The sequence below is a fragment of the Rhodococcus sp. 06-156-4 genome, from assembly GCF_002259345.1.
GTDB lineage: Bacteria > Actinomycetota > Actinomycetes > Mycobacteriales > Mycobacteriaceae > Rhodococcoides > Rhodococcoides fascians_E.
This window is the reverse complement of sequence record NZ_NPGB01000008.1, coordinates 132,440-156,093: the sequence shown is the minus strand read 5'-3', so window position 1 is coordinate 156,093 and position 23,654 is coordinate 132,440. Positions and strand designations below refer to the sequence as shown.

At 66.0% G+C, this 23,654-nt stretch carries 24 protein-coding genes; 11 read left to right on the top strand and 13 right to left on the bottom strand.

Annotated features, from left to right (window positions below):
* Positions 1-16: 16 nt before the first annotated feature.
* Together CH290_RS03915 and CH290_RS03910 are read right to left on the bottom strand one after the other, a co-directional pair.
* Positions 17-550: a GNAT family N-acetyltransferase gene (locus tag CH290_RS03915; RefSeq protein ID WP_019663109.1), complete on the bottom strand. Its 534-nt coding sequence runs from the start codon at positions 548-550 to the stop codon at positions 17-19.
* 57 nt (positions 551-607) lie between these two features.
* Positions 608-1,561 (bottom strand): ABC transporter substrate-binding protein, encoded by a 954-nt coding sequence (locus tag CH290_RS03910; protein WP_230621058.1) that lies wholly within the window; start codon positions 1,559-1,561, stop codon positions 608-610.
* Positions 1,562-1,707: 146 nt separating this feature from the next.
* On the opposite strand from CH290_RS03910, the gene CH290_RS03905 reads away from it, so the two are divergent.
* Positions 1,708-3,975, top strand: a complete 2,268-nt coding sequence (locus CH290_RS03905) for a putative bifunctional diguanylate cyclase/phosphodiesterase (RefSeq protein WP_020110897.1) — start codon at positions 1,708-1,710, stop codon at positions 3,973-3,975.
* On the top strand, positions 3,972-4,625 hold the full coding sequence (gene bluB / locus CH290_RS03900; RefSeq protein WP_033190155.1) for a 5,6-dimethylbenzimidazole synthase: 654 nt from the start codon (positions 3,972-3,974) through the stop codon (positions 4,623-4,625). Before CH290_RS03905 ends, bluB begins: the two co-directional genes overlap by 4 nt.
* Position 4,626: 1 nt before the next feature.
* Here bluB and CH290_RS03895 read toward each other — a convergent pair whose 3' ends face one another.
* The 7 genes from CH290_RS03895 to CH290_RS03865 form a co-directional block, all read right to left on the bottom strand.
* On the bottom strand, positions 4,627-5,193 hold the full coding sequence (locus CH290_RS03895; RefSeq protein WP_033190154.1) for a DUF427 domain-containing protein: 567 nt from the start codon (positions 5,191-5,193) through the stop codon (positions 4,627-4,629).
* Positions 5,183-5,866, bottom strand: a complete 684-nt coding sequence (locus CH290_RS03890; RefSeq protein ID WP_094709843.1) for a DUF2637 domain-containing protein — start codon at positions 5,864-5,866, stop codon at positions 5,183-5,185. The genes CH290_RS03895 and CH290_RS03890 overlap by 11 nt, the downstream gene beginning before the upstream one ends.
* Before the next feature lie 43 nt (positions 5,867-5,909).
* Positions 5,910-6,233, bottom strand: a complete 324-nt coding sequence (locus tag CH290_RS03885) for a hypothetical protein (RefSeq protein ID WP_020110901.1) — start codon at positions 6,231-6,233, stop codon at positions 5,910-5,912.
* Between the two features lie 143 nt (positions 6,234-6,376).
* On the bottom strand, positions 6,377-6,679 hold the full coding sequence (locus CH290_RS03880) for a WhiB family transcriptional regulator (RefSeq protein ID WP_033190153.1): 303 nt from the start codon (positions 6,677-6,679) through the stop codon (positions 6,377-6,379).
* Positions 6,680-6,919: 240 nt separating this feature from the next.
* A complete protein-coding gene (locus tag CH290_RS03875) occupies positions 6,920-7,444 on the bottom strand; it encodes a gluconokinase (protein WP_020110902.1) in 525 nt (174 codons plus the stop codon).
* 1 nt (position 7,445) lies between these two features.
* The gene (locus tag CH290_RS03870; protein ID WP_019663100.1) at positions 7,446-8,822 is read right to left on the bottom strand and encodes a GntP family permease; all 1,377 of its coding nucleotides are present in this window, start codon (positions 8,820-8,822) and stop codon (positions 7,446-7,448) included.
* Between the two features lie 114 nt (positions 8,823-8,936).
* Positions 8,937-9,809: an alpha/beta hydrolase gene (locus CH290_RS03865; RefSeq protein ID WP_020110903.1), complete on the bottom strand. Its 873-nt coding sequence runs from the start codon at positions 9,807-9,809 to the stop codon at positions 8,937-8,939.
* A gap of 67 nt (positions 9,810-9,876) precedes the next feature.
* Here CH290_RS03865 and CH290_RS03860 point away from each other — a divergent pair, with 67 nt between their 5' ends.
* The 3 genes from CH290_RS03860 to otsB are packed head-to-tail and all read left to right on the top strand — an operon-like array spanning position 9,877 to position 13,834.
* A complete protein-coding gene (locus CH290_RS03860; protein ID WP_019663098.1) occupies positions 9,877-10,584 on the top strand; it encodes a FadR/GntR family transcriptional regulator in 708 nt (235 codons plus the stop codon).
* 4 nt (positions 10,585-10,588) lie between these two features.
* A complete protein-coding gene (kstR, locus tag CH290_RS03855; RefSeq protein ID WP_026347427.1) occupies positions 10,589-11,236 on the top strand; it encodes a cholesterol catabolism transcriptional regulator KstR in 648 nt (215 codons plus the stop codon).
* Positions 11,237-11,287: 51 nt separating this feature from the next.
* Entirely contained in the window at positions 11,288-13,834 is a 2,547-nt protein-coding gene (gene otsB / locus CH290_RS03850) for a trehalose-phosphatase (RefSeq protein WP_019663096.1), read from the top strand.
* Positions 13,835-13,847: 13 nt separating this feature from the next.
* On the opposite strand, the gene CH290_RS03845 is transcribed toward otsB, so the two are convergent.
* Positions 13,848-14,939 (bottom strand): LacI family DNA-binding transcriptional regulator, encoded by a 1,092-nt coding sequence (locus CH290_RS03845; protein ID WP_026347426.1) that lies wholly within the window; start codon positions 14,937-14,939, stop codon positions 13,848-13,850.
* Between the two features lie 141 nt (positions 14,940-15,080).
* Here CH290_RS03845 and CH290_RS03840 point away from each other — a divergent pair, with 141 nt between their 5' ends.
* The 6 genes from CH290_RS03840 to CH290_RS03815 all read left to right on the top strand — a co-directional run bounded on the left by CH290_RS03840 (position 15,081) and on the right by CH290_RS03815 (position 20,171).
* The gene (locus tag CH290_RS03840; protein WP_019663094.1) at positions 15,081-16,088 is read left to right on the top strand and encodes a metal ABC transporter solute-binding protein, Zn/Mn family; all 1,008 of its coding nucleotides are present in this window, start codon (positions 15,081-15,083) and stop codon (positions 16,086-16,088) included.
* Between the two features lie 38 nt (positions 16,089-16,126).
* Positions 16,127-16,948 (top strand): metal ABC transporter ATP-binding protein, encoded by an 822-nt coding sequence (locus CH290_RS03835; RefSeq protein WP_019663093.1) that lies wholly within the window; start codon positions 16,127-16,129, stop codon positions 16,946-16,948.
* On the top strand, positions 16,945-17,820 hold the full coding sequence (locus CH290_RS03830) for a metal ABC transporter permease (RefSeq protein WP_020110905.1): 876 nt from the start codon (positions 16,945-16,947) through the stop codon (positions 17,818-17,820). The genes CH290_RS03835 and CH290_RS03830 overlap by 4 nt, the downstream gene beginning before the upstream one ends.
* A 148-nt stretch (positions 17,821-17,968) precedes the next feature.
* Entirely contained in the window at positions 17,969-18,727 is a 759-nt protein-coding gene (locus CH290_RS03825) for a LamB/YcsF family protein (RefSeq protein WP_019663091.1), read from the top strand.
* Positions 18,727-19,329 (top strand): 5-oxoprolinase subunit B family protein, encoded by a 603-nt coding sequence (locus CH290_RS03820; RefSeq protein WP_033190152.1) that lies wholly within the window; start codon positions 18,727-18,729, stop codon positions 19,327-19,329. Before CH290_RS03825 ends, CH290_RS03820 begins: the two co-directional genes overlap by 1 nt.
* A complete protein-coding gene (locus CH290_RS03815; RefSeq protein ID WP_019663089.1) occupies positions 19,326-20,171 on the top strand; it encodes a 5-oxoprolinase subunit C family protein in 846 nt (281 codons plus the stop codon). The genes CH290_RS03820 and CH290_RS03815 overlap by 4 nt, the downstream gene beginning before the upstream one ends.
* A gap of 17 nt (positions 20,172-20,188) precedes the next feature.
* Here CH290_RS03815 and CH290_RS03810 read toward each other — a convergent pair whose 3' ends face one another.
* Genes CH290_RS03810 through cysS form a run of 3 tightly spaced genes read right to left on the bottom strand, consistent with a single transcriptional unit; the run spans position 20,189 to position 23,651 of the window.
* Positions 20,189-21,190, bottom strand: coding sequence for an iron-siderophore ABC transporter substrate-binding protein (locus CH290_RS03810; protein ID WP_026347425.1), 1,002 nt, complete (start codon positions 21,188-21,190; stop codon positions 20,189-20,191).
* Positions 21,191-21,246: 56 nt separating this feature from the next.
* Positions 21,247-22,236 carry a 23S rRNA (guanosine(2251)-2'-O)-methyltransferase RlmB gene (gene rlmB / locus CH290_RS03805; protein WP_019663087.1) on the bottom strand — a complete coding sequence of 330 codons (990 nt, stop codon included), beginning with the start codon at positions 22,234-22,236 and terminating at the stop codon, positions 21,247-21,249.
* Positions 22,236-23,651, bottom strand: a complete 1,416-nt coding sequence (gene cysS / locus CH290_RS03800; protein ID WP_026347424.1) for a cysteine--tRNA ligase — start codon at positions 23,649-23,651, stop codon at positions 22,236-22,238. The genes rlmB and cysS overlap by 1 nt, the downstream gene beginning before the upstream one ends.
* Positions 23,652-23,654 lie beyond the last annotated feature (3 nt).

Here is a 23,654-nt window from a genome sequence, read left to right as displayed (position 1 = left end):
CCGGCGTCGTCGTCCGTCAGACGCGGTCCAGGCGCTGCACGTAGTGCAGTGGTGGGTCGATCGGATTGTCCGCGTCCAGCTGCGCTTCGCCGATACGGCGAAACCCGGCCTTCTCCAACGCTCGCCACGACTGACGGTTGCCCGCGACGACCGGAACGATGATGCTGTTCGACGAGGGATAGGCCCGGAAGGTGTCCTCCGCGAACGCCGCGATCAGTCGCGTTCCTCGGCCTCGATGGATCTCGGACACCTCACCGATGAGGTAGTCGATCGTGGTGGCCTCGGGCGGCATGTCGATGTACGCGGCGATCGCCGCGAGGTCTTCGGGGTAGTCGGCCCATCTGCAGCGTTGAACCAGCGCGAACGGCGCGCCGTCCTCGAAGGCCAGCAGATCCTGCGCAGGCTCCTCGCCGCGCGCCACGGGACCGAAGTCTCGTTCCACCGCGGCGACGGAGGAGTCCTGATTCCACCACCGCGCAACGTGGGGATGCGACAGCCACTGCCCGATCAGCGGGAAGTCCGCGTCGACGACGCGTCGGAACGTGATCACGAACCGTGACGGTAATCCGAACTCGTCGCCGACGCCATGGATTGTGCGTCCGCAGGTTCAGGTGAGCTTGTTCGCGCGCTCGATGGACCCCGCCAGCTGCCGGAGCCAGTCGGCGTACTCGGCGTAGGTGTTGGGGCGCTTGTCGTCCCAGTCGAGGACCTGGCCGGCCGCTACTGCGGGCAGAGACCGGTAGATCACCGAGTCGGCGAGGATCGGTTTGCTCGCCGGGTATTCGAGGACGATGTCGGCCGGGTACTGCGGCACGTTCTCCCAGCTCACCGTCGACCACGGGCCGTCGGCTTCCGGGCCGGCGAGGGTCAGACCGAGCTCGCGCAGCAGTTTCAGTACGACGAGGTTCTCGGTGCCGATGTAGATACCGTCGGTGTCGACGTTCAGGGGCATGACCGTCAGCCCCGGCTCGGCCGACACTGCGTCCTTCACCCGCTGCTTCGCTGCCTCGAAGTCCTCACGGTCCGCCGCGATCTCGGGGCTGTCGACGTCGGCGCCGAGAGCCTCGGCGATGGATCGGTACTGGTCGAGCGACTCGTCGATCGACAGACTGACGTCGACTCCGAGAAACGGTGCCACAGCGGCGATCTGCTCGGCCTGTGCGGCGTCCCACCACGTCCAGGACTGCGGCGCAGTCTTCTTCGCGTACCCGATGATCACGTCGGGATCCAGCGCTGCAGCTGCTTCGGTGTCGAACACCGAGTCGGTGCCGATGACGGTCATCCGATCGGCTTCGGCAGTGCCGAGCGCGGATCCGTCGGCCAGTCCGAATCCGAACACACCGTCCGGGCGGATGCCGTAGTCCCATAGCGCGGCAGCACTGTACGCGTCGACGACGATCGTGTCCGGCGGTGAATCCGCCGTCACGGTGTTGCCGAATGCGGTTGTGTAGTTCCAGGATTCGGTGGATTTCGGTTCGTCCCCGGAAGTGGTCGAACAACCGGCGGCGAGGGCGAGTACTGCCACAGCGGAGGTGGCGCGAACGATAGCTTTGTTGAACACGCAAGCAAAGCTAACCCAGCTAAGCCTTACCTAGCAAAACGGCCCGCTCGCGCCTGCCGGTCTTGCCAACCGACGAGCGCCCGGTCGCCTAGAGTGAATCACGTCGGCCGAGCGCAGGTACAGGACGCAGGGAAGGACGCACCCTGGTGAAATGGTGGCTGTTCCCCGCGTTCGGCATCGTCGCCTGCGCCGTGTACCTGTACATGCCGGCGGGCACTCCCTCGAACACGCTCTTCGTGGCCGTCTCCGTCGCGTCCGTCGCCGCAGTCGTCGTCGGCGTTGCAGTGAACCGGCCCGCATCGATGTCCGGGTGGATTCTGATCGCGATCGGGAGCGGACTCTGGGCCCTGGGTGACGCGACGGCGTTCGTTCTGGCGACGGCGGACTCGCCCCCCGCCATCACCGTCGTCGACATCATCTATCTCGCCGGATACCCCGTTCTCGCATCGGGGCTCTACCTTCTGGTCCACCGGGGCTGGCGTCGAGGCCAACTCGGTCACGTGGCCAACAGTGCCATCGTGATGATCGCGTTCGGTCTGTTGCTGTGGGTGTTCGTCGTACGTCCCGATTCGGTCGACGTGTCCACCGCCGAAGGAGTGCTGGCCGTCGCCTATCCGGCGATGGATGTGTACCTGCTCGGTCTGCTCGTTCACTTCGTCGGCGCACCGCAGTGGCGGAGCGCCTCCTATCGTCTGCTCACCGTCGCCGTACTCGTCGTGCTGGCAGCCGATCTCGCCGCCGAAGCGACCTCCACTTCGTTCGTCGGAATAGGTACGGGCGTGACCGACGCCGGGTATCTCGCCTTCTACCTCCTGGTCGGAACGGCCGCTCTGCACCCGTCGGTGTGCACTCTCGCGTCGCCGAAACCGCGACGAGGCCCGGCGGACACAGCGGCTGCCTCGTTCAGCTTCCCCACCGTCGTGGTCGTCACTGCCGCTACTCTCACCGCGCCCGCAGCCATGGCCATCCTCTTGATCCGCGGCGAACCGGTGGCGGAATGGGGCTGGGGCGTCGTGGCATGCGCCACCGTTCTCGTCGTCCTCGTGTTCATCCGCGTGTCCGAGCTGCTCCTGCTTCTGGCACGACAGACGCGTGCACTGCGCAGCGTCGCCGAGACGGACCAACTCACCGGCTTGTCCAATCGCATCGGCGTCGAGAAATGGATGTCCCACGACAGTCGCCGCGACACACCACTGGCGTTCCTGATCATCGACGTCGACCGGTTCCACGAGATCAACGACACCTTCGGCCACGGTATCGGTGACGACGTGCTGCGCGCGGTTGCGATTCGGCTCGGCGCTTCGATCGGTCGAGTCGGCGTGATCGGTCGAGTCGGGGCCGACGAGTTCGCCGTGGTCCTGCACGCCGAACGATCGGACGCCGTCAGTGTCGCCGGGCGCCTGCATGCGTCACTGAATCAGCCCGTTACCGTCGGCCCGGCCACGCTGCTCGTGGAAGTCAGCATCGGCATTGCCCTGTCGGCGAACAGGACTCGATCCGACGTCTCGGCCACCACCGAAGGATTGGCCAAACAGGCCTATCGCGCAACACAATACGCAAAAACAGTGCAGCCACGTATTGCCGTGTACGACAGTTCGATGGACCGCGACAACAGCGCCCAGCTGTCACTGCTCAGCGAGCTGGGAAACGCCATCGAGCAACGACATCTCGCTATTTACTATCAAGTGCAGGTCGACCTGACGACGATGAGGGCGATCGGTGTCGAAGCCCTCCTGCGATGGAACCATCCGGAACGCGGTCTCGTCGAACCCGCGGCATTCCTTCCCGTGGCGGAGCGCACCGGCCTGATCAGACCGCTACTCGACTACGTGCTCACCGAGGTCGCCACCCAACGGCACGCATGGAGCGAAGACGGCATCGACCTGACCGTGTCGGTCAACATCTCGACCCGAAACCTGTTGGACACCACACTCGTCGAGCAGGTTGCGCGAGTACTGGACACCTCGCACCTCGACCCGTCGACACTCGCGATCGAGATCACCGAGACGTCGTCGATGACGGACCCGCCAGGGGCGATCGAAACCCTGAACCAGCTGCGTGATCTCGGCGTCACGCTCGTCATCGACGATTACGGCACCGGGTACAGCTCGCTCGCGTACCTGCAGACCCTGCCCGTGCAGCAACTGAAAATCGACAAGGTCTTCGTCGCCGACATGACATCGGTCGTCGCACACCAGGTCATCGTTCGTTCCACGATCGACCTCGCCCGGACACTCGGGCTCACCGTCGTAGCCGAGGGGGTCGAGGACGAGCAGACGCTCCTGGCGTTGAAGGAACTTCGCTGCGACCACGCTCAGGGCTTCCATCTGGGCCGTCCCGTGCCGGCCGCCGACATACCCGCGGTGGTCGCTGCACTCGAACAGAGAATCGGTGGAGAGGTGCAAACATCATGACTTTCGGCAACGGCGCCGGGGAACACATGTCCGTTCACACGGCCATCCGGTCGAGGCGTGACGTCCGCGCCGAGTTCGACGGAACGTGCATCGACGACGCCATGCTGCACCGAATTCTCGATGCCGCCCACCATGCGCCCAGCGTGGGCAACACTCAGCCGTGGGACTTCGTGATCGTGCAGTCACCGGACACCCTTGCCGCGTTCGAGAGGCACGTTGCCGCCGAACGAGTGGCGTTCGCCGAATCGCTGCCTGCGGACAGGCGCGCGACGTTCGACCCGATCCGCATCGAGGGAATCGAATCGAGCCGCACAGGGGTCGTCGTCACCTACGACCCGGAGCGCGGCGGCACACACATCCTCGGGCGCGCAACCGTCGACGACACCGGATTGTTCTCCGCGGTACTCGCCATCCAGAACCTCTGGCTCGCAGCGGTGTCGGAAAGAATTGGAGTCGGCTGGGTCTCGTTCTACCAGGAGCAGTTCCTCACCGAACTACTCGACATACCGTCCCCGGTGCGGCCCATAGCGTGGCTGTGCGTGGGACCGGTCACCGAATTCCAGGAGGTCCCCGACCTCGAGCGCTTCGGCTGGCGCCATCGCCGTCCCCTGTCCGACGCCGTTCACCACGAGCGGTTCCGGCGGCAGTAGTTCACCAGCCCCAGCTGCCCGGAATCCCCTTGAACGGGCCGACGACATCGCTGGTGATCCAGCCTTCGTAGAACCCACCTTCCTGCGGGGTGGCGCGTTCACCGTCGACCTCGCACTCCAAGCGACTGGGCGAGAACGCGAGATGCCCTGTGATGGGCAGAAATTGCTCGGTCGGAGTCTCGTAGCTCCACGCCGCGCCTTCGCTGACCGCGTCACCACAGACGACATCCCAGTACGTCGCCGCGCCCTTCCATTCGCAGTGGGTGGACAGTGCCGCCGACGGCCTCAGGGCATCTGCGGCGACGTCGTCGCGCGGGATGTACCACGTCGGGGGATGGCTCGTTTCGAGGACTCGCCACGCCTCCCTGGTCTCGGCGACGAGGATTCCCCCGAACCTGACGGTGATCAATCGGTTCGAATACTCCAGACGCGGAGGGCGAGGGTAGTCCCACACCGACTCCTGCCCGGGGCCTGGCTGTAGCGGCGTCACGTCGGTCATCCTCTCGATGGTGCCACGGACTGCGCCGGTCCATCGGTGCTCACTGCCTCGTGCCTGCTCAGGGCGCATCGACCGGGTAGAGATCCTCGACGCGGTCGTCGTCGAGAACCCATCGGTCCACGTCGACGAGCGGATCGACGTCTGTGGTCTCCGGCTGTACTCGTTGCGCGGGCCGAACGGACGGCTTGTCCGGAACGGTCTCGACGATAGGTCCGGTCGGCCGGGTGATCTCGCGAGGGTCTTCGATGCCGGCACCGGTTTCGACGGCCTCGGGTGTGGGGGCGTCGGGTGTGGGGGCGTCGGGAATCTGGTCGACCGTCACCACGGTGCCCGACGGCACCCTGACCAGAATGCCCAGGCCGTGGGTGGCGGCGAGCAAGCTGACCGGCGCAACGGTGGCGATGGTCGCCGACAGCGCCGGATGCAATGTGCCTGCACCGGAAATGAAGGCGTGCATGGCGTTTGCCCCGATGCTGACGAGAGCGGCCGTGACCAACACCGCCCAGAAGAAGCGTCGACCACTGCGTTGATCCTCGAACTGGGCGAGAGCGATCACCGAAATGGTGGCCTGCAGAATCGTGCCGTCCACGATGACGGGCCACAGCCAGGACAGGCTCCGTGGAACACCCGCCATGGTCGCCAGGTCCCACAGCGCAGCGAAACTGAGAACGAACGACGCAATACCGATGACGGTGGTGATGACGACCGCACTAGCCAGCGTCGCCCGCAGGACCTTGTTCATGACTCGACATCCGCACCTGCCCACCGACAGAAAGCCTCGCCCCTCAAGCTCCGACGGCCGCTGCGTATCCGACGACGCCCGCCATACAGGTGAGCATGCACACGACGAGGGTGCCGACGGCGAACGGCCACGCAGTGCGTCCGCGAGCCAGGCGAACGAGAGTCGTCACCAGGCCCGCGACGCCGACGAGCCCCGCCGCCCCCAGTGTTGCTCCGACGGCGGTGACCGCCCCGTCGGCACTGCACGTCTCCGGAGGGCAGTGATCGAGAAACGCCAGCGAGAACACCCCGCCCAGCAATGCCACCCCGCCGAGCATCACCGTGAACACGAGAGCAGTCACCGAGACGGCGACGTCCCATCCCTTCACCCGAGGCGGCAACGGAGTTCGATCCACGTCGGTGAGACTAGGCCACCAGGAGTGGAGCCTGCAGGAACGACCCGTCAGACCAGGAGTGGAGCCTGCAGGAACGACCAGATCAGACCAGGAGTGGAGCCTGCAGGAACGACCCGCTAGGCGAAGCGAGCTTCGGCGCGGTAGTAGTCGGCACGATCGTGCGCGGACATTCCGCCCCACACTCCGTACGGTTCGTTCACCGACAGCGCGTGCGTGCGGCATCGGAGGAGCACCGGACACGTCGAGCAGATGTCCTTCGCCTTGCGCTCGCGTTGCGCGCGAGCGCGTCCACGCTCCCCCTCCGGGTGGTAGAACACCGACGAGTCGTACCCACGACACCGACCGTGCAACTGCCACTCCCACACATCTGCGGTCGGTACCGGCAACTCCACCGGCCTGGACGGCGCACCTCTCACCATCGGTGTCTCCTCTTCGGACGCTCGTGCGACAAGGCTCGTGACCTGTCCGCGCGGATGATGTAGTCGTGAACTAGTTCACTTTCTCGCATTCACCATATTTTTGGCAAGAAAGTCGTTCATTCGTATGCTTAAAAACCAGCACCGCTGCTTCATACCTCGCCCTCCGCCGAACCGAACGTGACGTTCGGTCACTTGAAGTGAGCGAATGTGCCGTTCGGTCACTTGGAGTGACCGAACGGTTCATTCGGTCCGAAGGTAGGTCTCGAGTTCGGCGATGATGGAGGCGGCGATGTCGGCGGGTGGTGGGCCGACGTCGATGACGATGGCCGGTTCGTCGGGGTCGATGGGTTCGAGGGTGGACATCTGGGTGTCGAGGAGGCCGCTGGGCATGAAGTGGTTCATGCGGGCGTTGAGTCTGCCGCTGATGCGTTCGCGGGAGCCTGCGAGGTGGACGAAGACGACGTTGCCCTCCGAACCTTTCCGCAGGACGTCACGGTAGCTGCGTTTGAGTGCCGAGCACGTGACGATTCCTGGCTCACCTGCTTCTGTGTGCGCTCGGATCCAGTCCGCGATGGTCTCGAGCCACGGCCATCGGTCTTCGTCGGTGAGTGGGTGGCCCGAGGCCATTTTAGCGACGTTGGCGTCGGGGTGCAGGTCGTCGCCCTCCTGCAGGTCCCATTTGAGTGCTCCGGCGAGAATGCCTGCGACGGTGGACTTTCCGGATCCGGATACGCCCATGATCACCAGTACCGGGTGCGTTGTCATGTCAGATCACCACACTCAACGCCAGGACACCGGCCAGGCCTGTCACCGAGATCACGCACTCCATCACGCTCCATGTCTTCAGATTCTGCACGACGGAGGTACCCAGATATTCCTTGACCAACCAGAATCCGGCGTCGTTGACGTGCGACAGGAAGAGTGAGCCTGCGCCGATGGCCAGGACCATCAGGGAGACGTGGGTCGAGGACAGTTCTGCTGCAACAGGAGCCAGGATTCCCGACGCGGTCACCGTGGCCACGGTTGCCGAACCGGTCGCGACGCGAATCAGTACCGCGACCAACCAGGCGAGGAAGAGAACGGGGAGGCTGCTGGATTTGATGGCGTCGGCGATGACGTCGGCGATTCCGGTGTCGATGAGTACTTGCTTGAAACCGCCTCCGGCGCCGACGATCAGGAGGATTCCGGCGATCGGGGGCAGTGAGCTCTCGAGGGATTTCGCGATCGCGGGCCGGTCCATTCCACCTCCGCGGCCGAGGAGGAAGATTCCGGCGAGGACGGCGATTCCCAGCGCGACCACGGGTGTGCCGAGGAAGTCGAGCAGACCCTTCAGTGGTGAACTCGATTCTGCGGCAATGACATCGGCCGCTGCCTTGCCGAGCATGAGGACCACGGGCAGCAGGATCGCAGCAAGGGTCGCCGCGAATGTCGGGCGTCGGCGCGATTCCTCGTTCTCGGATGTTTCGAACAGGGCGGGAACCGGCACGTCGACCCACTTGGACGCGAGCTTGCCGAACAGCGGTCCGGCGACGACGACCGTCGGGATCGCGACGATCACTCCGAGACCGAGCGTGAGTCCGAGGTTGGCGTCCAGCGCGGAGACGGCGACGAGCGGGCCCGGGTGCGGCGGCACGAGACCGTGCATCGCGGACAGTCCTGCCAGCGTCGGGATGGCGATTCGAATCAGAGGCTGACCGGACCGCCGGGCCACCAGGATGATCACCGGCATCAGCAGGACGAGGCCGATCTCGAAGAACATCGGAAGCCCGATCACGGCGCCGACGAGCGCCATCGTCCACGGAAGGAGCGCGGGCGAGGATTTCCCGACGAGTGTGTCGACCACGCGGTCCGCTCCGCCGGAATCGGCGAGCAGTTTTCCGAACATCGCGCCGAAGCCGATGAGGATGCCGACGCTGCCCATCGTCGATCCGAAGCCCTCGACGAACGCTGCGACCGAATCGGCTGCACCGAGTTCGGCGGCGATTCCGACTCCGACGGCTCCGATGGTCAGGGAGACGAACGGGTGGAGTTTGAGCCAGGTGATGAGACCGATGATGACCGCGACGCCGACGATCGCGGACAGGATGAGTCGAGCGTCCGACGCGGTGGCGCCGTCGGCGGCCTGAGCAAGTGTCGTGAGCATGGGCATTTACCTTTTCGGTGAGGTGGTCGGCACCTCCCCCGGGAGGTGACTCGGCTCACTATGCCCAAAAGTACGACGAATGACAAGACCTCGGCCGATTTGTACTACAAATAGCTAGACGGGCACCACTCGCTGCAGGAACGCGATCTGATCCGCGACGACGCGCTCGAAGGCGTCGCCGACGTAGATGGCAAAGTGCCCGTCGGGATAGCTCATGACCTCGCCGCGCGGCGCGCGTGCAGCGTGCCGGAGAGTTGCTTTCGCCGGGGCGACGGTGTCCGTCTCGCACACCGTGAACAGGATCGGACACGTGACGTTCGACGCATGACGCCCCGGTCGTCGCAGTGGGATGTCCAGCCCGACCCTGGCGAGAACCTCGTTGCGGAACGGCGCCCCGCTGGGAAGGAGCGCCAGGTAACCGTCGAGCGCATCCTCGGACGACATCAGCGCCGTCGCGCCCGGCTTGCCGGCGAGCGGGATCGTTCGGGGTGCTCGGCCGAGCGCAGAACCGAGCTTGTCGCGCAGAGCGCGAGCAGTAACACGCACCGCGACCAGTGGATTCGTCGCAAGCGCCGATGCAATGCCGTCGGTGAAGGGGCACTGGGAGATCACCGCATCGACGTGACCGTCCCGCGCCGCCGCGACGATCACGTGCCCGCCGCCGAACGACGTGCCCCAGAGCACGATCTTCTCGGCCCGGGTGCGGGCGAACGCGATGGCGGCTGCCCAGTCTTCCAACTGTTCGTCGATGTCGAGCAGCTGACGCGGCTCGCCGTCGCTGCCGCCGAAGTGCCGGTAGTCGAACACCAGGCACGAATATCCCTGGGCCGCGAACTTCTCCGCGAAGGCGTCGAGTCTCATCTCCTTGACGCCGCCGAGGCCGTGCCCCATGACCACCACCGGTGCACCGGCAGCCCCCTGGTAGAACCAGGCGGCGCACTCGATACCCCCGGACGGAAAACGCACGTCGACTCTGTCTGCAGTCATTGGACATCCCTCCCGCCCGTCACAGTAGCGGGAAGAGAACCCGGCGCACACGTGGCACGATCGAGAAGTGGTAGCCGAATCCTTGCAGTTGCACGTCACCGTCCTGGAGAAACTGGGACGCGACATCGTCGACGGAACGATCGTCCCGGGTACCCGGATTTCCGCCGACGACGTGGCTGCCCGCTTCGAGGTCTCGCGGACCGTGGTGCGCGAGGTCGTCCGCGTGCTGGAGTCGCTCGGGCTCCTGACCGTCAGACGCAAGGTAGGCATCACCGTGCAGGAGTCGACGGCGTGGAACGCACTCGATCCGCTGGTGATCCGGTGGCAACTGGCGGGCCCCGATCGCGCGAAGCAGCTGATCGTTCTCAGTGAACTTCGTTCCGGCATAGAGCCTTTGGCTGCTCGCCTGGCCGCTGATCGTGCGACCCCGCAGCAGTGCGGCCAGTTGACCGCGGCGGTGATCGGCATGTCGGCCACCTCTCGCGCCGCGAATTCCGACGCCTATCTCGCTCACGACTCCGATTTTCACCGCACGTTGCTCGCGGCGTCGGGCAATCCGATGTTGCGCTCGATGTCGGAGATCGTCGTCGAGGTACTCGCCGGTCGGACACGGCACGCGTTGATGCCGCACCAGGCCGATCCGGAAGCGATTCGTCTCCACGGCGTCGTCGCGTCGTCGATCCAGGCCGGGGACGCGGCCGCCGCGGAGCAGGCCATGCTCGAGATCGTCACCGAGTCCGCCGCCGCGATGTCCGCGACTGCACGGGGTGAGTGACACGATGCCCACTGCTCGACGCACCGGCCAGGGCCGTGACGAGTCACCGCGATCCGCGGGCGCCCTGGTGGACGAGGTCCTCGGTTCCGAGGCGCAGCGTGAACGTCGCCGACGAATCCTGGACTCGACTCTCGCGCTGGCATCGAAGGGCGGGTACGACGCGGTGCAGATGCGTGCGGTCGCCGAACGTGCCGACGTGGCTGTCGGAACGTTGTACCGCTATTTCCCGTCGAAAGTGCACCTGCTCGTGTCCGCGCTTGCCCGCGAGTTCGAGAAGATCGCCGCGAAACGCACGTTCCCGTCCGGCCGGACCCCGCGGGAACGCATGCATCTGGTCCTGAGTCAGATCACACGTGCGATGCAGCGTGATCCGTTGCTCACCGAAGCCATGACCCGAGCATTCATGTCGGCCGACGCCTCCGCGGCCGCCGAGGTCGATCATGTGGGTCGATTGATGGACCGAATGTTCGCCGAGGCGATGAGCGACGGTGAGCCGACACAGTTGCAGCTCAACATCGCTCGTGTCGTCAGCGACGTCTGGTTGTCCAATCTGGTGGCGTGGTTGACGCGACGATCGTCGGCGAACGATGTTGCGATGAGGCTGGAATTGACCGTCGACCTGCTCCTCGGAAACGCCGAAGCGTCGATGTGACGTGAGGGGACCGGTGAGCCGGTTCCGCGGCTATCGCATAGATTCATTCGAGTGACTGCTCTGGAACTGCCACTGGAACTCCGACGCGCTCTCATCGGCGTCGCCCGGACCCCTCGCCTCCTCGTCACCTCGGACTACGACGGCACGATGGCTCCCATCGTGTCCGATCCGCTGAAGGCGTTTCCCCACGCAGAGGCCGTCAGCGCCATGCGCGGGCTCGCGACGCTCGCCGGTACCACCGCGGCGGTCATCTCCGGCCGCGCACTACGTGACCTGGCAACACTGTCCCGGTTGCCCGCCGAAGTTCAGCTCGTCGGAAGCCACGGCAGTGAGTTCGACATCGGTTTCATCCACGCGATCGACGACAAGGCCAAGAAGCTGCTCGGTGACATCTCCGCCGAGATGGAGTCGATCGCCGGCCGATTCCCCGGCGTCGGAGTGGAGGTCAAGCCGGCGAGCGCTGCGCTGCACGTACGCAACGCCGAGCCCGTCGACGCGGAACGGGCGTTGAACGCCGTGCGCGAGGGCGTCGCCCGCCGTGACGGAGTGCAGGTCACCGAAGGCAAGTCGGTGATCGAACTCGCTGTCATCGTCACCGACAAGGGCGTCGCCCTGGACATCCTCCGGCACCAGGAAGGCGCGACCGCAGCGGTCTTCTTCGGCGACGACGTCACCGACGAGAAGGCCTTCGCTCGCCTCCACGGTCCGGACATCGGCGTCAAGGTCGGTGCAGGCGACAGTTCGGCCGAGTTCCGGATCGACTCCACGCAGCAGGTTGCGCTGGCCTTGGCGTTCTTGCTCGAGGAACGACGCCAGTGGCTCTCGGGAGCCGACGCGCCTCGTATCGAACGGCTGACGATGCTGGCCAGCCCCAATGCCGTCGCCCTGGTGACTCCCGACGCGGACCTCACCTGGCTGTGCCATCCGGAGCCCGATGCCGCTGCCGTCTTCGCGCACCTTCTCGGCGGCGACGAAGCGGGCCATTTCAGCGTCGGCCCGACGCGTACGGCTCTACCGCTGAGCCAGCAGTACGTCGACGGCACGATGACCGTGCAGACCAAGTGGTCGAGCCTCCAGGTCACCGACTACCTTCCGCACGACGTGCCCACCGGTCAGACGTGTGTGACACGCGTGATCACCGGAAAAGCCGCGGCGGTCGTGACGTTTGCGCCTCGCCCCGAGTTCGGCAAGGTCCGAGTGCAACTCGAACCCGAAGCCGACGGCCTCCGCATTCACGGCACGGCCGACCCGATGGTCTTGCGAAGCCCCGGAGTGCGGTGGAACGTCGTGTCCGACGGCACCCAGCAAACCGCTCATGCCGAGGTGGATCCGTCGAGCGGCCCGGTCGTTCTCGAATTGCGTTTGGGAACAGAGGATCTCGGACCGTCGGAAGTACCCGAGGTCGAGCGACGTCGGCAGGCCGAGGCGTACTGGAAGGAGTGGGTCGACGGACTGGCTCTTCCGCCGCTCAAACGAGATCTGATGAAGCGATCCGCCCTGACACTGCGCGGCCTCGTTCACGCGGAGTCGGGTTCCATCATGGCGGCCGCCACCACGTCACTGCCCGAGGAAATCGGCGGCGTCAGGAACTGGGACTACCGCTACTGCTGGCTACGCGACGCCGCCCTCACCGCCTCGGCGCTGGTCAACGTCGGTTCCACCGCCGAGGCGGAAAGCTACCTGTCTTGGATTCACGGTGTGCTGCAATCGGTTCCGGGACCGGAACGTCTGCATCCGCTGTACACCATCTGGGGTCTGGGACTCCCACCGGAAGCCGTCATCGACGAACTACCCGGGTACGCCGGCTCGCGGCCGGTGCGCGTCGGAAACGCCGCGAACCAGCAGGTTCAGCTCGACGTCTTCGGGCCGATCGTCGACCTCATCTCGTCGCTCGCGCACGCGCGTCAGGCGACAGGGCTGGAAGGGAAAGAGGCCCTGTCCGAGGACGATTGGTCGCTGGTCCGGTCCATGGTGGAGGCCGTGATGCGGCGGTGGACCGAACCCGATCACGGTATCTGGGAGATCCGCGGCAATCCTCGCCACCACGTCTACTCGAAAGTCATGGGCTGGTTGACGGTGGACCGGGCGCTGACCCTCGCCGCGAGCTTCGGCCGCACTGCCGAACCAACTTGGGAGACACTGCGTTCGACGATTCGCGCCGAGGTTCTCGAGCAGGGGTGGAACGACGAGGTCCAGTCCTACACCGCGGCGTACGACGGCACGGACCTCGACGCCGCCACGCTGCACATCGGCCTGTCCGGCCTGATCGATCCCTCGGACCCGCGGTTCGCCGCAACCGTCACCGCTACCGAAGCCGAACTGCGCAGTGGATCGACCGTCTACCGGTACCACCACGACGACGGTTTGCCCGGCGGCGAAGGCGGGTTCCACCTCTGTGCAGCCTGGCTCGTCGAGGCTTACCTGCTCGTCGGGCAGCGCGCCGAAGCGGAAGCCCTGTTCGCGCAGCTGGTCAGCGCGGCAGGACCCACCGGACTGCTCAGCGAGGAATACGATCCCGTCGCGGAGCGGTCACTGGGTAACCACCCGCAGGCCTACAGCCACCTCGGACTGCTCAGGTGCGCGGCGTTGCTCAGCTGAACACCCCCGCCGCTCACGCGGTGGGGGGAGCACCCGCAGTACGTCCCTTGACCAATTCGGTCGGCAGGAATTCGGCGGTCACGACGCCGGAGCGCGCGGTCGACGTCAGCAATGTGCCTGCGCGTCGACCCTTCTCCTCGGCGTCCTGACGAACCGTCGTCACGTTCTCTCGGATGGCGTCCTCGACGCCGTCGAATCCGGTGACGGTGAGTTCGCCGGGGACGTCGATGCCGGTGACCTTCGCGAAGTTCAGCGCTCCCAGTGCAAGGACGTCGGTGGTGCACAGCAGCGCGGTGGTGTCTCGATTCGCTTGCAGCGCTTGGGCTGCCGCCGAGTGGCCGGACCGTCGTGTGTGCTCGAAACGTTCGACGACGGTCAGAGCGTCCGGGTCGAGTCCGGCTTCCCGCATCGCGTCCTGGACTCCGGCGATACGCTCACGCTGGACGTGGAAGTGACTGTTGGCCAGCCGCACCGGGGGTACGACGCCGTCGCGTCGGTCCCGTCCGAGGCGCATGCACAGCACCGCGATGTGCTTGTGCCCGAGGGCGATGACCTGGTCGGCGATGAGTTTCATCGCGGCGCGGTCGTCGATGGCGACCAGTGCGGCTTCGGGGACGCCTCGTGGTTGGTCGCAGATGACGATGGGCAGGTGCCGTTCGCGGACGGCCAGGAGATAGGGGTCGTCGTCGGCGACGGAGTAGACGACGAAGGCGTCGACCCCTGCCTGTTGGACGACAGCCGCGGCGGCGGTGTCGTCTCGGTCCGGGCCTGCGGGAATCAGCAGCAGGCCTTGCCCGGCGGCTTCGCACGATTCCGCGAGGCCGGCGAGGAACGCCATGGCGGCCGGGTCGCGGAACGAGTAGCTCAGCGCCTCGGTAAGAACCAGACCGACAGCCCCGGCTTTCCGGGTACGCAGCGACCGTGCTACGGGATCGGGCCCGGCGTATCCGCGACGTTTGGCTGCCATCAGCACGCGTTCCCGCAGCTCAGGTGACAGTTGATCGGGGCGGTTGTAGGCGTTCGACACCGTGGTGCGTGACACCTTCAGTTCGGCGGCGATGGACGCCAATGTGGCCGGGCGACGCGGCTCCCTCGACCTGGACATACTCGGACGTTAGTCGCATACCGGGTCGCAGCGAAAATCGGGCCGTGTTTGCCCGATTCGATCGCTGACGTGCGCGAAGCTAGAATACAACGGTAACCGTTTCCAATTGCATCTGATTCTTCACTCCGAAGGAGTGCCCCCATGCGTCGCACCGCCACCACCCTCGTCGGCCTGTCCTGTGCAGCGGCCCTCGCGCTCAGCGCCTGCAGCTCCGACACGCAGTCCACCGCCTCCACCGACTCCGCCCCCGCGACCGCCGTCGACGGCCCCGTCACCATCGTGGCGTCGACCAACGTGTGGGGCAGCGTCGCCGAAGCCGTCGCAGGCGACCTCGCCACCGTCGACTCCATCATCGCGGACCCATCGGCCGATCCCCACTCCTACGAGGCGTCCCCCGGTGACGCAGCCAAGGTCGCCGAGGCCTCCCTGGTCGTCTACAACGGCGGCGGATACGACGAATTCATCGACGACATCCTGTCCTCCGAGGGCAAGAACGTCCCGAGCGTCAACGCCTTCGACCTCCTCGGAGAAGAACACGGTCACGAAGGCGAGGGCACCCACGAGGACGAGCCCGCCGCCGGAGAGGCTGCCACCGAGGACGAGCACGGCCACAGCCACGGCGAGGTCAACGAGCACGTCTGGTACAACGCCGAAGTTGCCGCTGCCACAGCAGAATCCATCGCCGAGAAGCTCGGACAGCTGGATCCGGACAACGCGGCGCAGTACACCGCGAACGCCGAGTCGTTCCACGAGCAGGTCCACGCCATCACCGACGTGACCGCGAAGATCGCGGCCGATCACCCCAATGCACCTGTCGCACAGACCGAACCGATCGCGCACTACCTGATCGAGGAGTCGAGCCTCGACGATCGCACACCGGAGGACTTCAAGGACGCCATCGAGGAGGGCAACGACCCGTCCCCCGCGTCCATCGCCGCGACACGTGACCTCTTCACCTCGAACAGCGTCGACGTTCTGATCTACAACATCCAGACCCAGGACGCAGTCACCCAGGACATCCGTTCCACGGCCGAGGCCGCGAACATTCCTGTCGTCGAGGTCACCGAGACCTTGCCGGAAGGCCAGACGTACATCCAGTGGCAGACCAAGGCTGCCGAGGATCTGCAAGCCGCACTCAGTGCATCCTGAGTGGGCCTGACCACCCAGGTGCTGGAAAGCTGTAACCCATGTCTGCTGTAGAACTGCGCGACGCCGGGCTGTCGTTCGGTGACCGCACGTTGTGGCAGAACCTCGACCTCGAGGTCGAGCCAGGAGAATTCGTGGCGATCCTCGGCCCCAACGGGTCGGGGAAAACCTCCCTGCTCAAGGTGTTGCTAGGCCAGAACCAGCTGACGTCGGGCACGGCGACCATCGGCGGCTCACCCGTCCGGCGGGGCCAGTCCGGCGTCGGATACGTCCCCCAGCAACGCAGCATCGACGACGGCCTGCCGCTCCGCGGACGCGACCTCGTCGGCCTCGGATGGGACGGGCACCGGTGGGGCCTCGGCTTCCGCGGAATGCGTGAGCGCAAGCGCATCGTCCAGGCCGCCATCGACCAGGTCGACGCGAACGCGTTCGCCGGAGCACCCGTCGGAACGATGTCCGGTGGCGAGCAGCAACGGCTCCGCATCGCGCAGGCACTCGTCGGCGATCCGTCGGTGCTGCTGTGCGACGAGCCACTGCTCAGCCTCGACCTTGCCAACCAACGCCTCGTGTCCGAACTGATCGATCGCCGACGCCGCGAGCACGACACCGCCGTCCTGTTCGTCACCCACGAGATCAACCCGATCCTCCCCCTCGTCGATCGAATCGTTTACATCGTCGACGGCAAGTTCCGCATCGGATCGCCGTCGACGGTCATGACCACCGAAGTTCTCTCCGAGCTCTACGGGACCGAGGTCGAGGTCCTCCGAGTCCGCGGACGCCTCGTCGTGGTCGGAACCGGCGACTCCATCGACGCACTCGGCACCGCAGGTGCGCACCACCCCCCGACCGAGGACGTCTCATGAACGAGAAAGTCGTCGACGCCTTCTCCAAGATGCTCGATTTCAGTTCCACCGCCAACCTGCTCGGATACGACTTCGTCCAGCAAGCGCTCATCGCCGCCGCGATCCTCGGACTCCTCGCCGGAGCACTGGGACCACTCATCGTCAGCAGGCAATGGGCGTTCGCAGTCCACGGCTCGAGCGAACTGTCCTTGACGGGCGCATCGGCGGCACTGCTGGTGGGCATCACCGTCGGGCTCGGTGCCATCGTGGGATCCGTCGTCGCCGCCGTGATGTTCGCGCTACTGGGATCCAAGGCACGCGACCGCGACTCCGTCATCGGCGTCATCATGTCCTTCGGTCTCGGATTGTCGGTCCTCTTCATCTGGCTCTACCCAGGACGAACCGGAACGAGCTTCTCGCTCCTCATCGGCCAGATCGTCGGCGTCGGGCAGAGCGGCCTGCAGTTGCTGCTGATCTGCGCCGTCGTCGTGCTGATCGTGTTGGCCGTCGTCTATCGCCCGTTGCTGTTCGCCAGCACCGACCCGGAGGTCGCCCTGGCCCGTGGCGTCCCGGTGCGCGCACTGTCGGTCGTGTTCGCGGTGCTCGTCGGTGTTGCCTGTGCTCTGGGCGTCCAGATCGTCGGAGCACTCCTGGTGCTGTCGCTGCTGATCACGCCCGCCGCCGCCGCTGCCCGCGTCACCGCGAGCCCGTTGAAGGCGACGATCCTGTCGATCGTGTTCGCCGAGACCGCAGCGGTGGGCGGAATCCTGCTGTCGCTCGCTCCCGGCGTTCCCGTCTCGACGTTCGTCACCACCATCTCGTTCGTCATCTACCTCGTCTGCCGGGCCGTCGGTTCGCGGAGGAAGTCCAACTCGGGGCGTGTGCTCGTCTGATCCGGTTTCACCGGTCCTGAGTGCACACGAATCGCCTCCTGGGGTCACATCCGGCCCTGCGGACCCGACTTGTGTGCACTGGGGTCGCCCGCGCACCTCGGAGCGAATGTGCCGTTCGGTCACCTCGGGCCGCATAGAATCGTCGACGATGCCTTCCATCGATTTGAATTCCGACCTCGGCGAAAGCTTCGGCACGTGGAAGCTCGGCGACGACGACGCCATGCTGACCCTCGTCACGAGCGCGAATGTCGCGTGCGGGTTTCACGCGGGTGATCCGACGACGATTCTGGCGACGTGCCGGGCTGCTGTCGACAATGCAGTTCGTATCGGCGCTCAGGTCGGGTATCGCGATCTCGCGGGCTTCGGCAGGCGTTTCGTCGACATGGAACCGGCCGACCTGACTGCGGACGTGCTGTATCAGATCGGCGCCCTGGACGGTCTCGCTCGTGCCGCGGGTTCCGCTGTCTCGTACGTCAAGCCGCACGGTGCGCTGTACAACGCGATCGTCGGCCATCGCGAGCAGGCCCGCGCCGTCGTCGATGCCGTCCGCACCTACGATCCCGCGCTTCCGGTTCTGGGGCTTCCCGGCTCGGTGTTCCTCGAGGAAGCGAGCCAGGCCGGCCTTCGTACGGTGAGCGAAGCGTTCGCGGACCGCGCCTACACACCGTCGGGAGAACTGGTGTCCCGGCGGGAAGCCGATGCGGTCCTGTCCGATCCCACCGAGGTGGCGAGGCGAGTTCTGCGCCTGGTGCAGGAGGGCACGATCGAAGCGATCGACGGGTCGACCGTACGGATCGACGCGGAATCGGTGTGCGTCCACGGGGACTCTCCCGGCGCCGTCGAGATGGCCGTGGCCGTACAGAACATACTGTCCGACAACGACATCGACATCACCGCGTTCGTCTGATGTTCGTCCGCTACGCCGGAGACCGGGCAGTGCTCGTCGAATACGCAGATCTCGCCGACGCCATGGCGAACTACCGGTCGTTGGCGGCATCGCGGATCGACTCGGTGGTCGACCTCGTCCCGGCCACACGGACAGTTCTGGTTCGGCACAACGGAAATCGAGACGCCGTACTCGCCTGGGTTCGCAGCACCGAACCGTCCGCGCAGGAAGTCGAGGACGACACCGACACCGTCGTCGTAGCCGTCACCTACGACGGTGAGGACCTGAGCGACGTCGCCGAGGCCACCGGCCTGACGGTCGCCGAGGTCGTCCGGGCGCACACCGAGCAGACGTGGACGGTCGCATTCGGCGGCTTCGCACCGGGATTCGGCTATCTCGTCGGTCAGGACGACCGCTTGACCGTGCCACGGAGAACAACACCGCGTACGACGGTGCCCGCCGGGTCCGTCGGGCTCGCCGGTGAATTCTCCGGAGTGTATCCACGCAGTTCACCGGGTGGTTGGCAGCTCATCGGCCGGACCGATGCCGTGCTGTGGGACGTGGAACGTGATCCACCGGCACTGCTCCGGCCGGGCGTCACAGTTCGGTTCGAACAACGATGAAATCCCTCGAGGTTCTCACCCCGGGCCCCCTGTGCACCGTCCAGGACCGCGGTCGTCCCGGGCATTCCGGGATCGGCGTCGGTTGGTCGGGCGCCGCGGACCGGGCTGCACACGACGCCGCGAATCGACTCGTCGGAAACACCGTCGACGCCGCAACCCTCGAAGCGACCTTCGGTGGCCTCCGCGTTCGGGCGCGTGGACAGGTGGTCGTCGCCGTCGTCGGTGCGGAGTGCCCGGTGACGGTCGGCGGCATCGCCGACGGCATGGAGTGCACGCTGATTCTGAACGACGGCGACGAATTGAGCCTGGGCACACCGACGTCGGGCCTTCGAACCTATCTGGCCGTGCGCGGCGGCGTCGACGTCCCGAAGGTTCTGGGCAGCCGGTCGACGGACACGATGTCCGGCCTGGGACCCCCGCCGCTCGAGGCAGGCACCATCCTCGCGGTCGGCGACGACGTATCCGATTGGCCCGCAACAGAACTGGCGCCGCAAGTCACATCATCCGGGCCGATCGGGATCGTGCCGGGTCCACGTGCGGACTGGTTCGACAATCCGTCGGCACTGTTCGAGCAGGAATGGACCGTCACCGCCGACGCCGATCGTGTCGGCGTACGCCTCGAAAGCGCCACCGCACTGGTGCGCACCGACTCCACTGAACTGCCCAGCGAGGGAATGGTGATCGGAGCTCTACAGGTGCCTCCGGACGGCAAACCCGTCGTCTTCCTGGCCGACCACCCCGTCACCGGCGGTTACCCGGTGATCGGCGTGGTGCGCGACGCCGACCTATCGCGGCTGGGGCAGCTACGGCCGGGCGACTCGGTGCGCTTCGGTCCTCGATAGATGCCTCGGCCTGCGCGTCACTTCGACGCAGCAGCCGCCAACTCTGGGACGAGCGCGTCGATCGCGAACGGCAGACTCAGGACGCTGCCCCATGTGAGGGCGCCGGAGACGATGGGGTCGTCGACGAAAACGTCCCGTCCGTCCTTGGCCACGTTCAGCACCTGATACGTGGGTGTCGCTCTGATTCGGTCGCTCGTGCCTTCGGTGCCCCCGGTGTTCCACACCAGAACGTCGAGGTCGAGCATCCCGAGTTGTTCCGTGCTGATCTCGAATGCATCGAGATCCCCTGCAAGGTCCGTGATCTGCTGCGGGATGACGAATCCGAGCGAAGTGAGCAGGCGGGACCGCTGATCGTTGGGTGACCGCACCCAGAACGAACCGGGCTCACCCGATTCGACCACCGCTACTGTCTTTCCTTCGAATTCGGGGTGGGCCTCGCGCTGCTCGCCGAGTTCGGCGTCGACGCTCTGGACGAGCTCTGCAGCTCTGTCGGCCTCGCCCAGCGTGTCGCCGACGAGACGCACGCTTTCCTGCCACGGCATACCGAAATCCGGATAGTCGGGCGAACCCGTCACCGTAGGTGCGATCTCCGAAAGCCTGGCGTACGCGTCGGTGCTCACGTCGATGTACTGCGCCATGATCAGGTCCGGTTCGAGCTTCGCTATGCCCTCGAAATCGATGTTGGCCGCACCGGTGAACTGGCCCCGGTTCAACACCTCGGGGTGGGCGTCGCCGAGGGCATCCTGCGCCCACGGCCACGTCGCGTCCGGATAGTCGCCGTACCAGTCGGTGACGCCGACCGGGACCTCACCGAACGCGAGCAGGGTGTCCTGATCGGAGTACCCGACCGTGACGATGCGCTCCGGGTCCACGGGTACCTCGGTGGTACCCAGCTTGTGGACGACGGATCTGGTGTCGCTCGCCGTATCGGGAGCGGACTCCGACGAACATGCGACCGATCCGAGCAACAGTCCGGCCGTCGCGACACCGGCGTACAGCCGTGACTTCTTCGACATCATTCGACACACCCTCTCTAAGGTGTGCCTAACCTACCAGCTGATTCGGAGCCGTGTGGTCAGAGCCTGCGCTGCCGTGCGATGTCGGCCAGCACGACTCCGGCCGCGACGGAGGCGTTCAAGGACTCCACCGGTCCGGCCATCGGAATGGACAGGATGGAATCGCACGTCTCGCGGACGAGACGGGACAGGCCCTTGCCCTCGGAGCCGACGACGATGGCGACGGGGCCACTGGCGTCGAAGTTGTCGAGCGTGGTGTCACCCTCGGCGTCGAGGCCGACAATGGTGACGCCCTTGGTCTGCCAGTCCTTGAGCGTTCGCGTCAGGTTGGTTGCGCGGGCGACGGGTAGGCGAGCGGCGGCACCGGCGCTGGTGCGCCACGCGACGGCGGACACGCTTGCACTTCGGCGCTGCGGAATGACGACGCCGTGGCCTCCGAACGCGGCAACGGACCGGACGACAGCACCGAGGTTTCGCGGGTCGGTGATGTTGTCGAGGGCAACCAGCAGTGCGGGCTCCTGCTGAGCGCGAGCGTTGCCGATGAGGTCGTCGGGGTGTGCGTAGCGGTACGGCGGCACCTGCAGGGCCAGACCCTGATGCAGACCGTTGGCGCTCAGCTTGTCCAGGTCCGACCGCGGCACCTCGAGGATGGAGATGCCGGCGTCGGCTGCACGCTGAACGCTTTCCTTCAGTCGTTCGTCGCTGTCCGTTCCGACGGCCACCCACAGTGCTGTGGCGGGGACGCCGGCGCGGAGGCATTCGACGACGGGGTTGCGACCGAGAACGACCTCGGGACCGTCGTCGTTCTTGCGACTGGCGACGCGTCCACCACCCTGGCGAGTGCCGCCGTTCCTGCCGCCGCTGTTCTGGGCGGCTTTGTCCGCCAGCTTCGCCCTGCGCGACGCCGGATGTTTGGTCCTGGCCTCGGCCGGAGGGGTCGCGCCACGCCCTTCGAGGCCCCGGCGACGGTTGCCACCGGATCCGGCGACCTGCCCCTTCTTGGTGCCTGACTTGCGTACTGCGCCGCGCCTACTGGAATTGCCTGCCATCACTGCCCTGCTTCGTCGTTACTGCTCGTGTCCCCGACGGTCCATTCCGGCCCGCTCGGGGTATCTGTCACATCTATGCCGGCCTTGGCAAGGCGGTCGCGTATCGCGTCCGCCGTCGGCCAGTCCTTGTCGATCTTCGCCTGCGCGCGACGCTGCAACTCTGCGTCGACGAGCACACCGAGCGCACCGACGACAGCGTCGTTGTCGCTTGCCTCCGACGACCAGTGTGCGTCGAGCGGGTCCACGCCGAGAATCGACAGCATGGCCCGCACTTTCGAGGCCTGCTCGACGGCGCCCAGGAGGTCGCCGCTTTCGAGGGCGCTGTTGCCTGCCTTGACCGTCGCATGGACGGCGGCCAAAGCCTTGGGTACGCCGAGGTCGTCGTTCAGTGCCGCGGCGAAGTCCTCGGTCCACGTCCCGAGTGGAACATCGCCCGCGCGTTCGACGGTCCGTTTGACGAATCCTTCGATGCCTCGGTACGTGACCGCCGCTGTCTGCAAGGCGTTGTCCGAGTACTCGAGCATCGAGCGGTAGTGCGCGCTGCCGAGGTAGTACCGAAGCTCTTGCGGCCGAACACTTTTGAGCACGTTGGGTACCGACAGCACGTTGCCGAGCGATTTGGACATCTTCTCGCCGCCCATCGTCACCCACCCGTTGTGCAGCCAGTACCGACTGAAGCCGTCACCGGCGGCTTTGCTCTGGGCACGCTCGTTCTCGTGGTGTGGGAACACCAGATCCAGACCGCCGCAATGGATGTCGAAATCGGATCCGAGGTACGCCTCGCACATCGCGGAGCATTCGAGGTGCCAACCGGGGCGACCGCGGCCCCACGGCGTCGGCCACGACGGCTCACCGGGTTTGGCGGCCTTCCACAGCGTGAAATCGCGAGGATCCCGCTTGCCTGCGCCGACGCTTTCGCCCTGGTGGACGTCGTCGAGCTTGTGGCCGGACAGCGCGCCGTAGTCGGGGAAGCTGACGACGTCGAAGTAGACGTCACCGTCGGCAGCGTAAGCGTGACCGGATGCGATCAGTCGCTCGATCAGTTCCACCATCTGCGTGATGTGCCCGGTCGCGCGCGGTTCCGCCGACGGCGGAAGCACACCCAGTTTGTCGTACGCCCACGTGAAGGACCGCTCGAACGTCGCGGCCCACTCCCACCACGGGCGCCCCGCGTCGCGTGCCTTGTTCAGAATCTTGTCGTCGATGTCGGTGACGTTGCGAATGAAAGCGACGTCGTAGTCGTGCGCCGACAGCCAGCGACGCAGGACGTCGAACGCGACGCCGCTACGAACGTGGCCGATGTGCGGTTCACCCTGAACCGTTGCCCCACACAGGTACACCGAAGCATGGCCAGGGACCAAGGGGGAGAATTCCCGCAGGGCCCTCGTCTCGGTGTCGTATAGGTGAAGGGTCACGAC

What these genes read in the sequence shown, in the direction of transcription:
- bluB (WP_033190155.1), top strand. Translation starts at nt 3,972, where the DNA reads ATGACTTTCGGCAACGGCGCCGGGGAACACATGTCCGTTCACACGGCC.
- CH290_RS03895 (WP_033190154.1), bottom strand. Translation starts at nt 5,193, where the DNA reads ATGCGCCCTGAGCAGGCACGAGGCAGTGAGCACCGATGGACCGGCGCA.
- CH290_RS03890 (WP_094709843.1), bottom strand. Translation starts at nt 5,866, where the DNA reads ATGAACAAGGTCCTGCGGGCGACGCTGGCTAGTGCGGTCGTCATCACC.
- CH290_RS03880 (WP_033190153.1), bottom strand. Translation starts at nt 6,679, where the DNA reads ATGGTGAGAGGTGCGCCGTCCAGGCCGGTGGAGTTGCCGGTACCGACC.
- CH290_RS03875 (WP_020110902.1), bottom strand. Translation starts at nt 7,444, where the DNA reads ATGACAACGCACCCGGTACTGGTGATCATGGGCGTATCCGGATCCGGA.
- CH290_RS03870 (WP_019663100.1), bottom strand. Translation starts at nt 8,822, where the DNA reads ATGCTCACGACACTTGCTCAGGCCGCCGACGGCGCCACCGCGTCGGAC.
- CH290_RS03865 (WP_020110903.1), bottom strand. Translation starts at nt 9,809, where the DNA reads ATGACTGCAGACAGAGTCGACGTGCGTTTTCCGTCCGGGGGTATCGAG.
- kstR (WP_026347427.1), top strand. Translation starts at nt 10,589, where the DNA reads ATGCCCACTGCTCGACGCACCGGCCAGGGCCGTGACGAGTCACCGCGA.
- CH290_RS03845 (WP_026347426.1), bottom strand. Translation starts at nt 14,939, where the DNA reads ATGTCCAGGTCGAGGGAGCCGCGTCGCCCGGCCACATTGGCGTCCATC.
- CH290_RS03840 (WP_019663094.1), top strand. Translation starts at nt 15,081, where the DNA reads ATGCGTCGCACCGCCACCACCCTCGTCGGCCTGTCCTGTGCAGCGGCC.
- CH290_RS03835 (WP_019663093.1), top strand. Translation starts at nt 16,127, where the DNA reads ATGTCTGCTGTAGAACTGCGCGACGCCGGGCTGTCGTTCGGTGACCGC.
- CH290_RS03830 (WP_020110905.1), top strand. Translation starts at nt 16,945, where the DNA reads ATGAACGAGAAAGTCGTCGACGCCTTCTCCAAGATGCTCGATTTCAGT.
- CH290_RS03825 (WP_019663091.1), top strand. Translation starts at nt 17,969, where the DNA reads ATGCCTTCCATCGATTTGAATTCCGACCTCGGCGAAAGCTTCGGCACG.
- CH290_RS03820 (WP_033190152.1), top strand. Translation starts at nt 18,727, where the DNA reads ATGTTCGTCCGCTACGCCGGAGACCGGGCAGTGCTCGTCGAATACGCA.
- CH290_RS03815 (WP_019663089.1), top strand. Translation starts at nt 19,326, where the DNA reads ATGAAATCCCTCGAGGTTCTCACCCCGGGCCCCCTGTGCACCGTCCAG.
- CH290_RS03810 (WP_026347425.1), bottom strand. Translation starts at nt 21,190, where the DNA reads ATGATGTCGAAGAAGTCACGGCTGTACGCCGGTGTCGCGACGGCCGGA.
- rlmB (WP_019663087.1), bottom strand. Translation starts at nt 22,236, where the DNA reads ATGGCAGGCAATTCCAGTAGGCGCGGCGCAGTACGCAAGTCAGGCACC.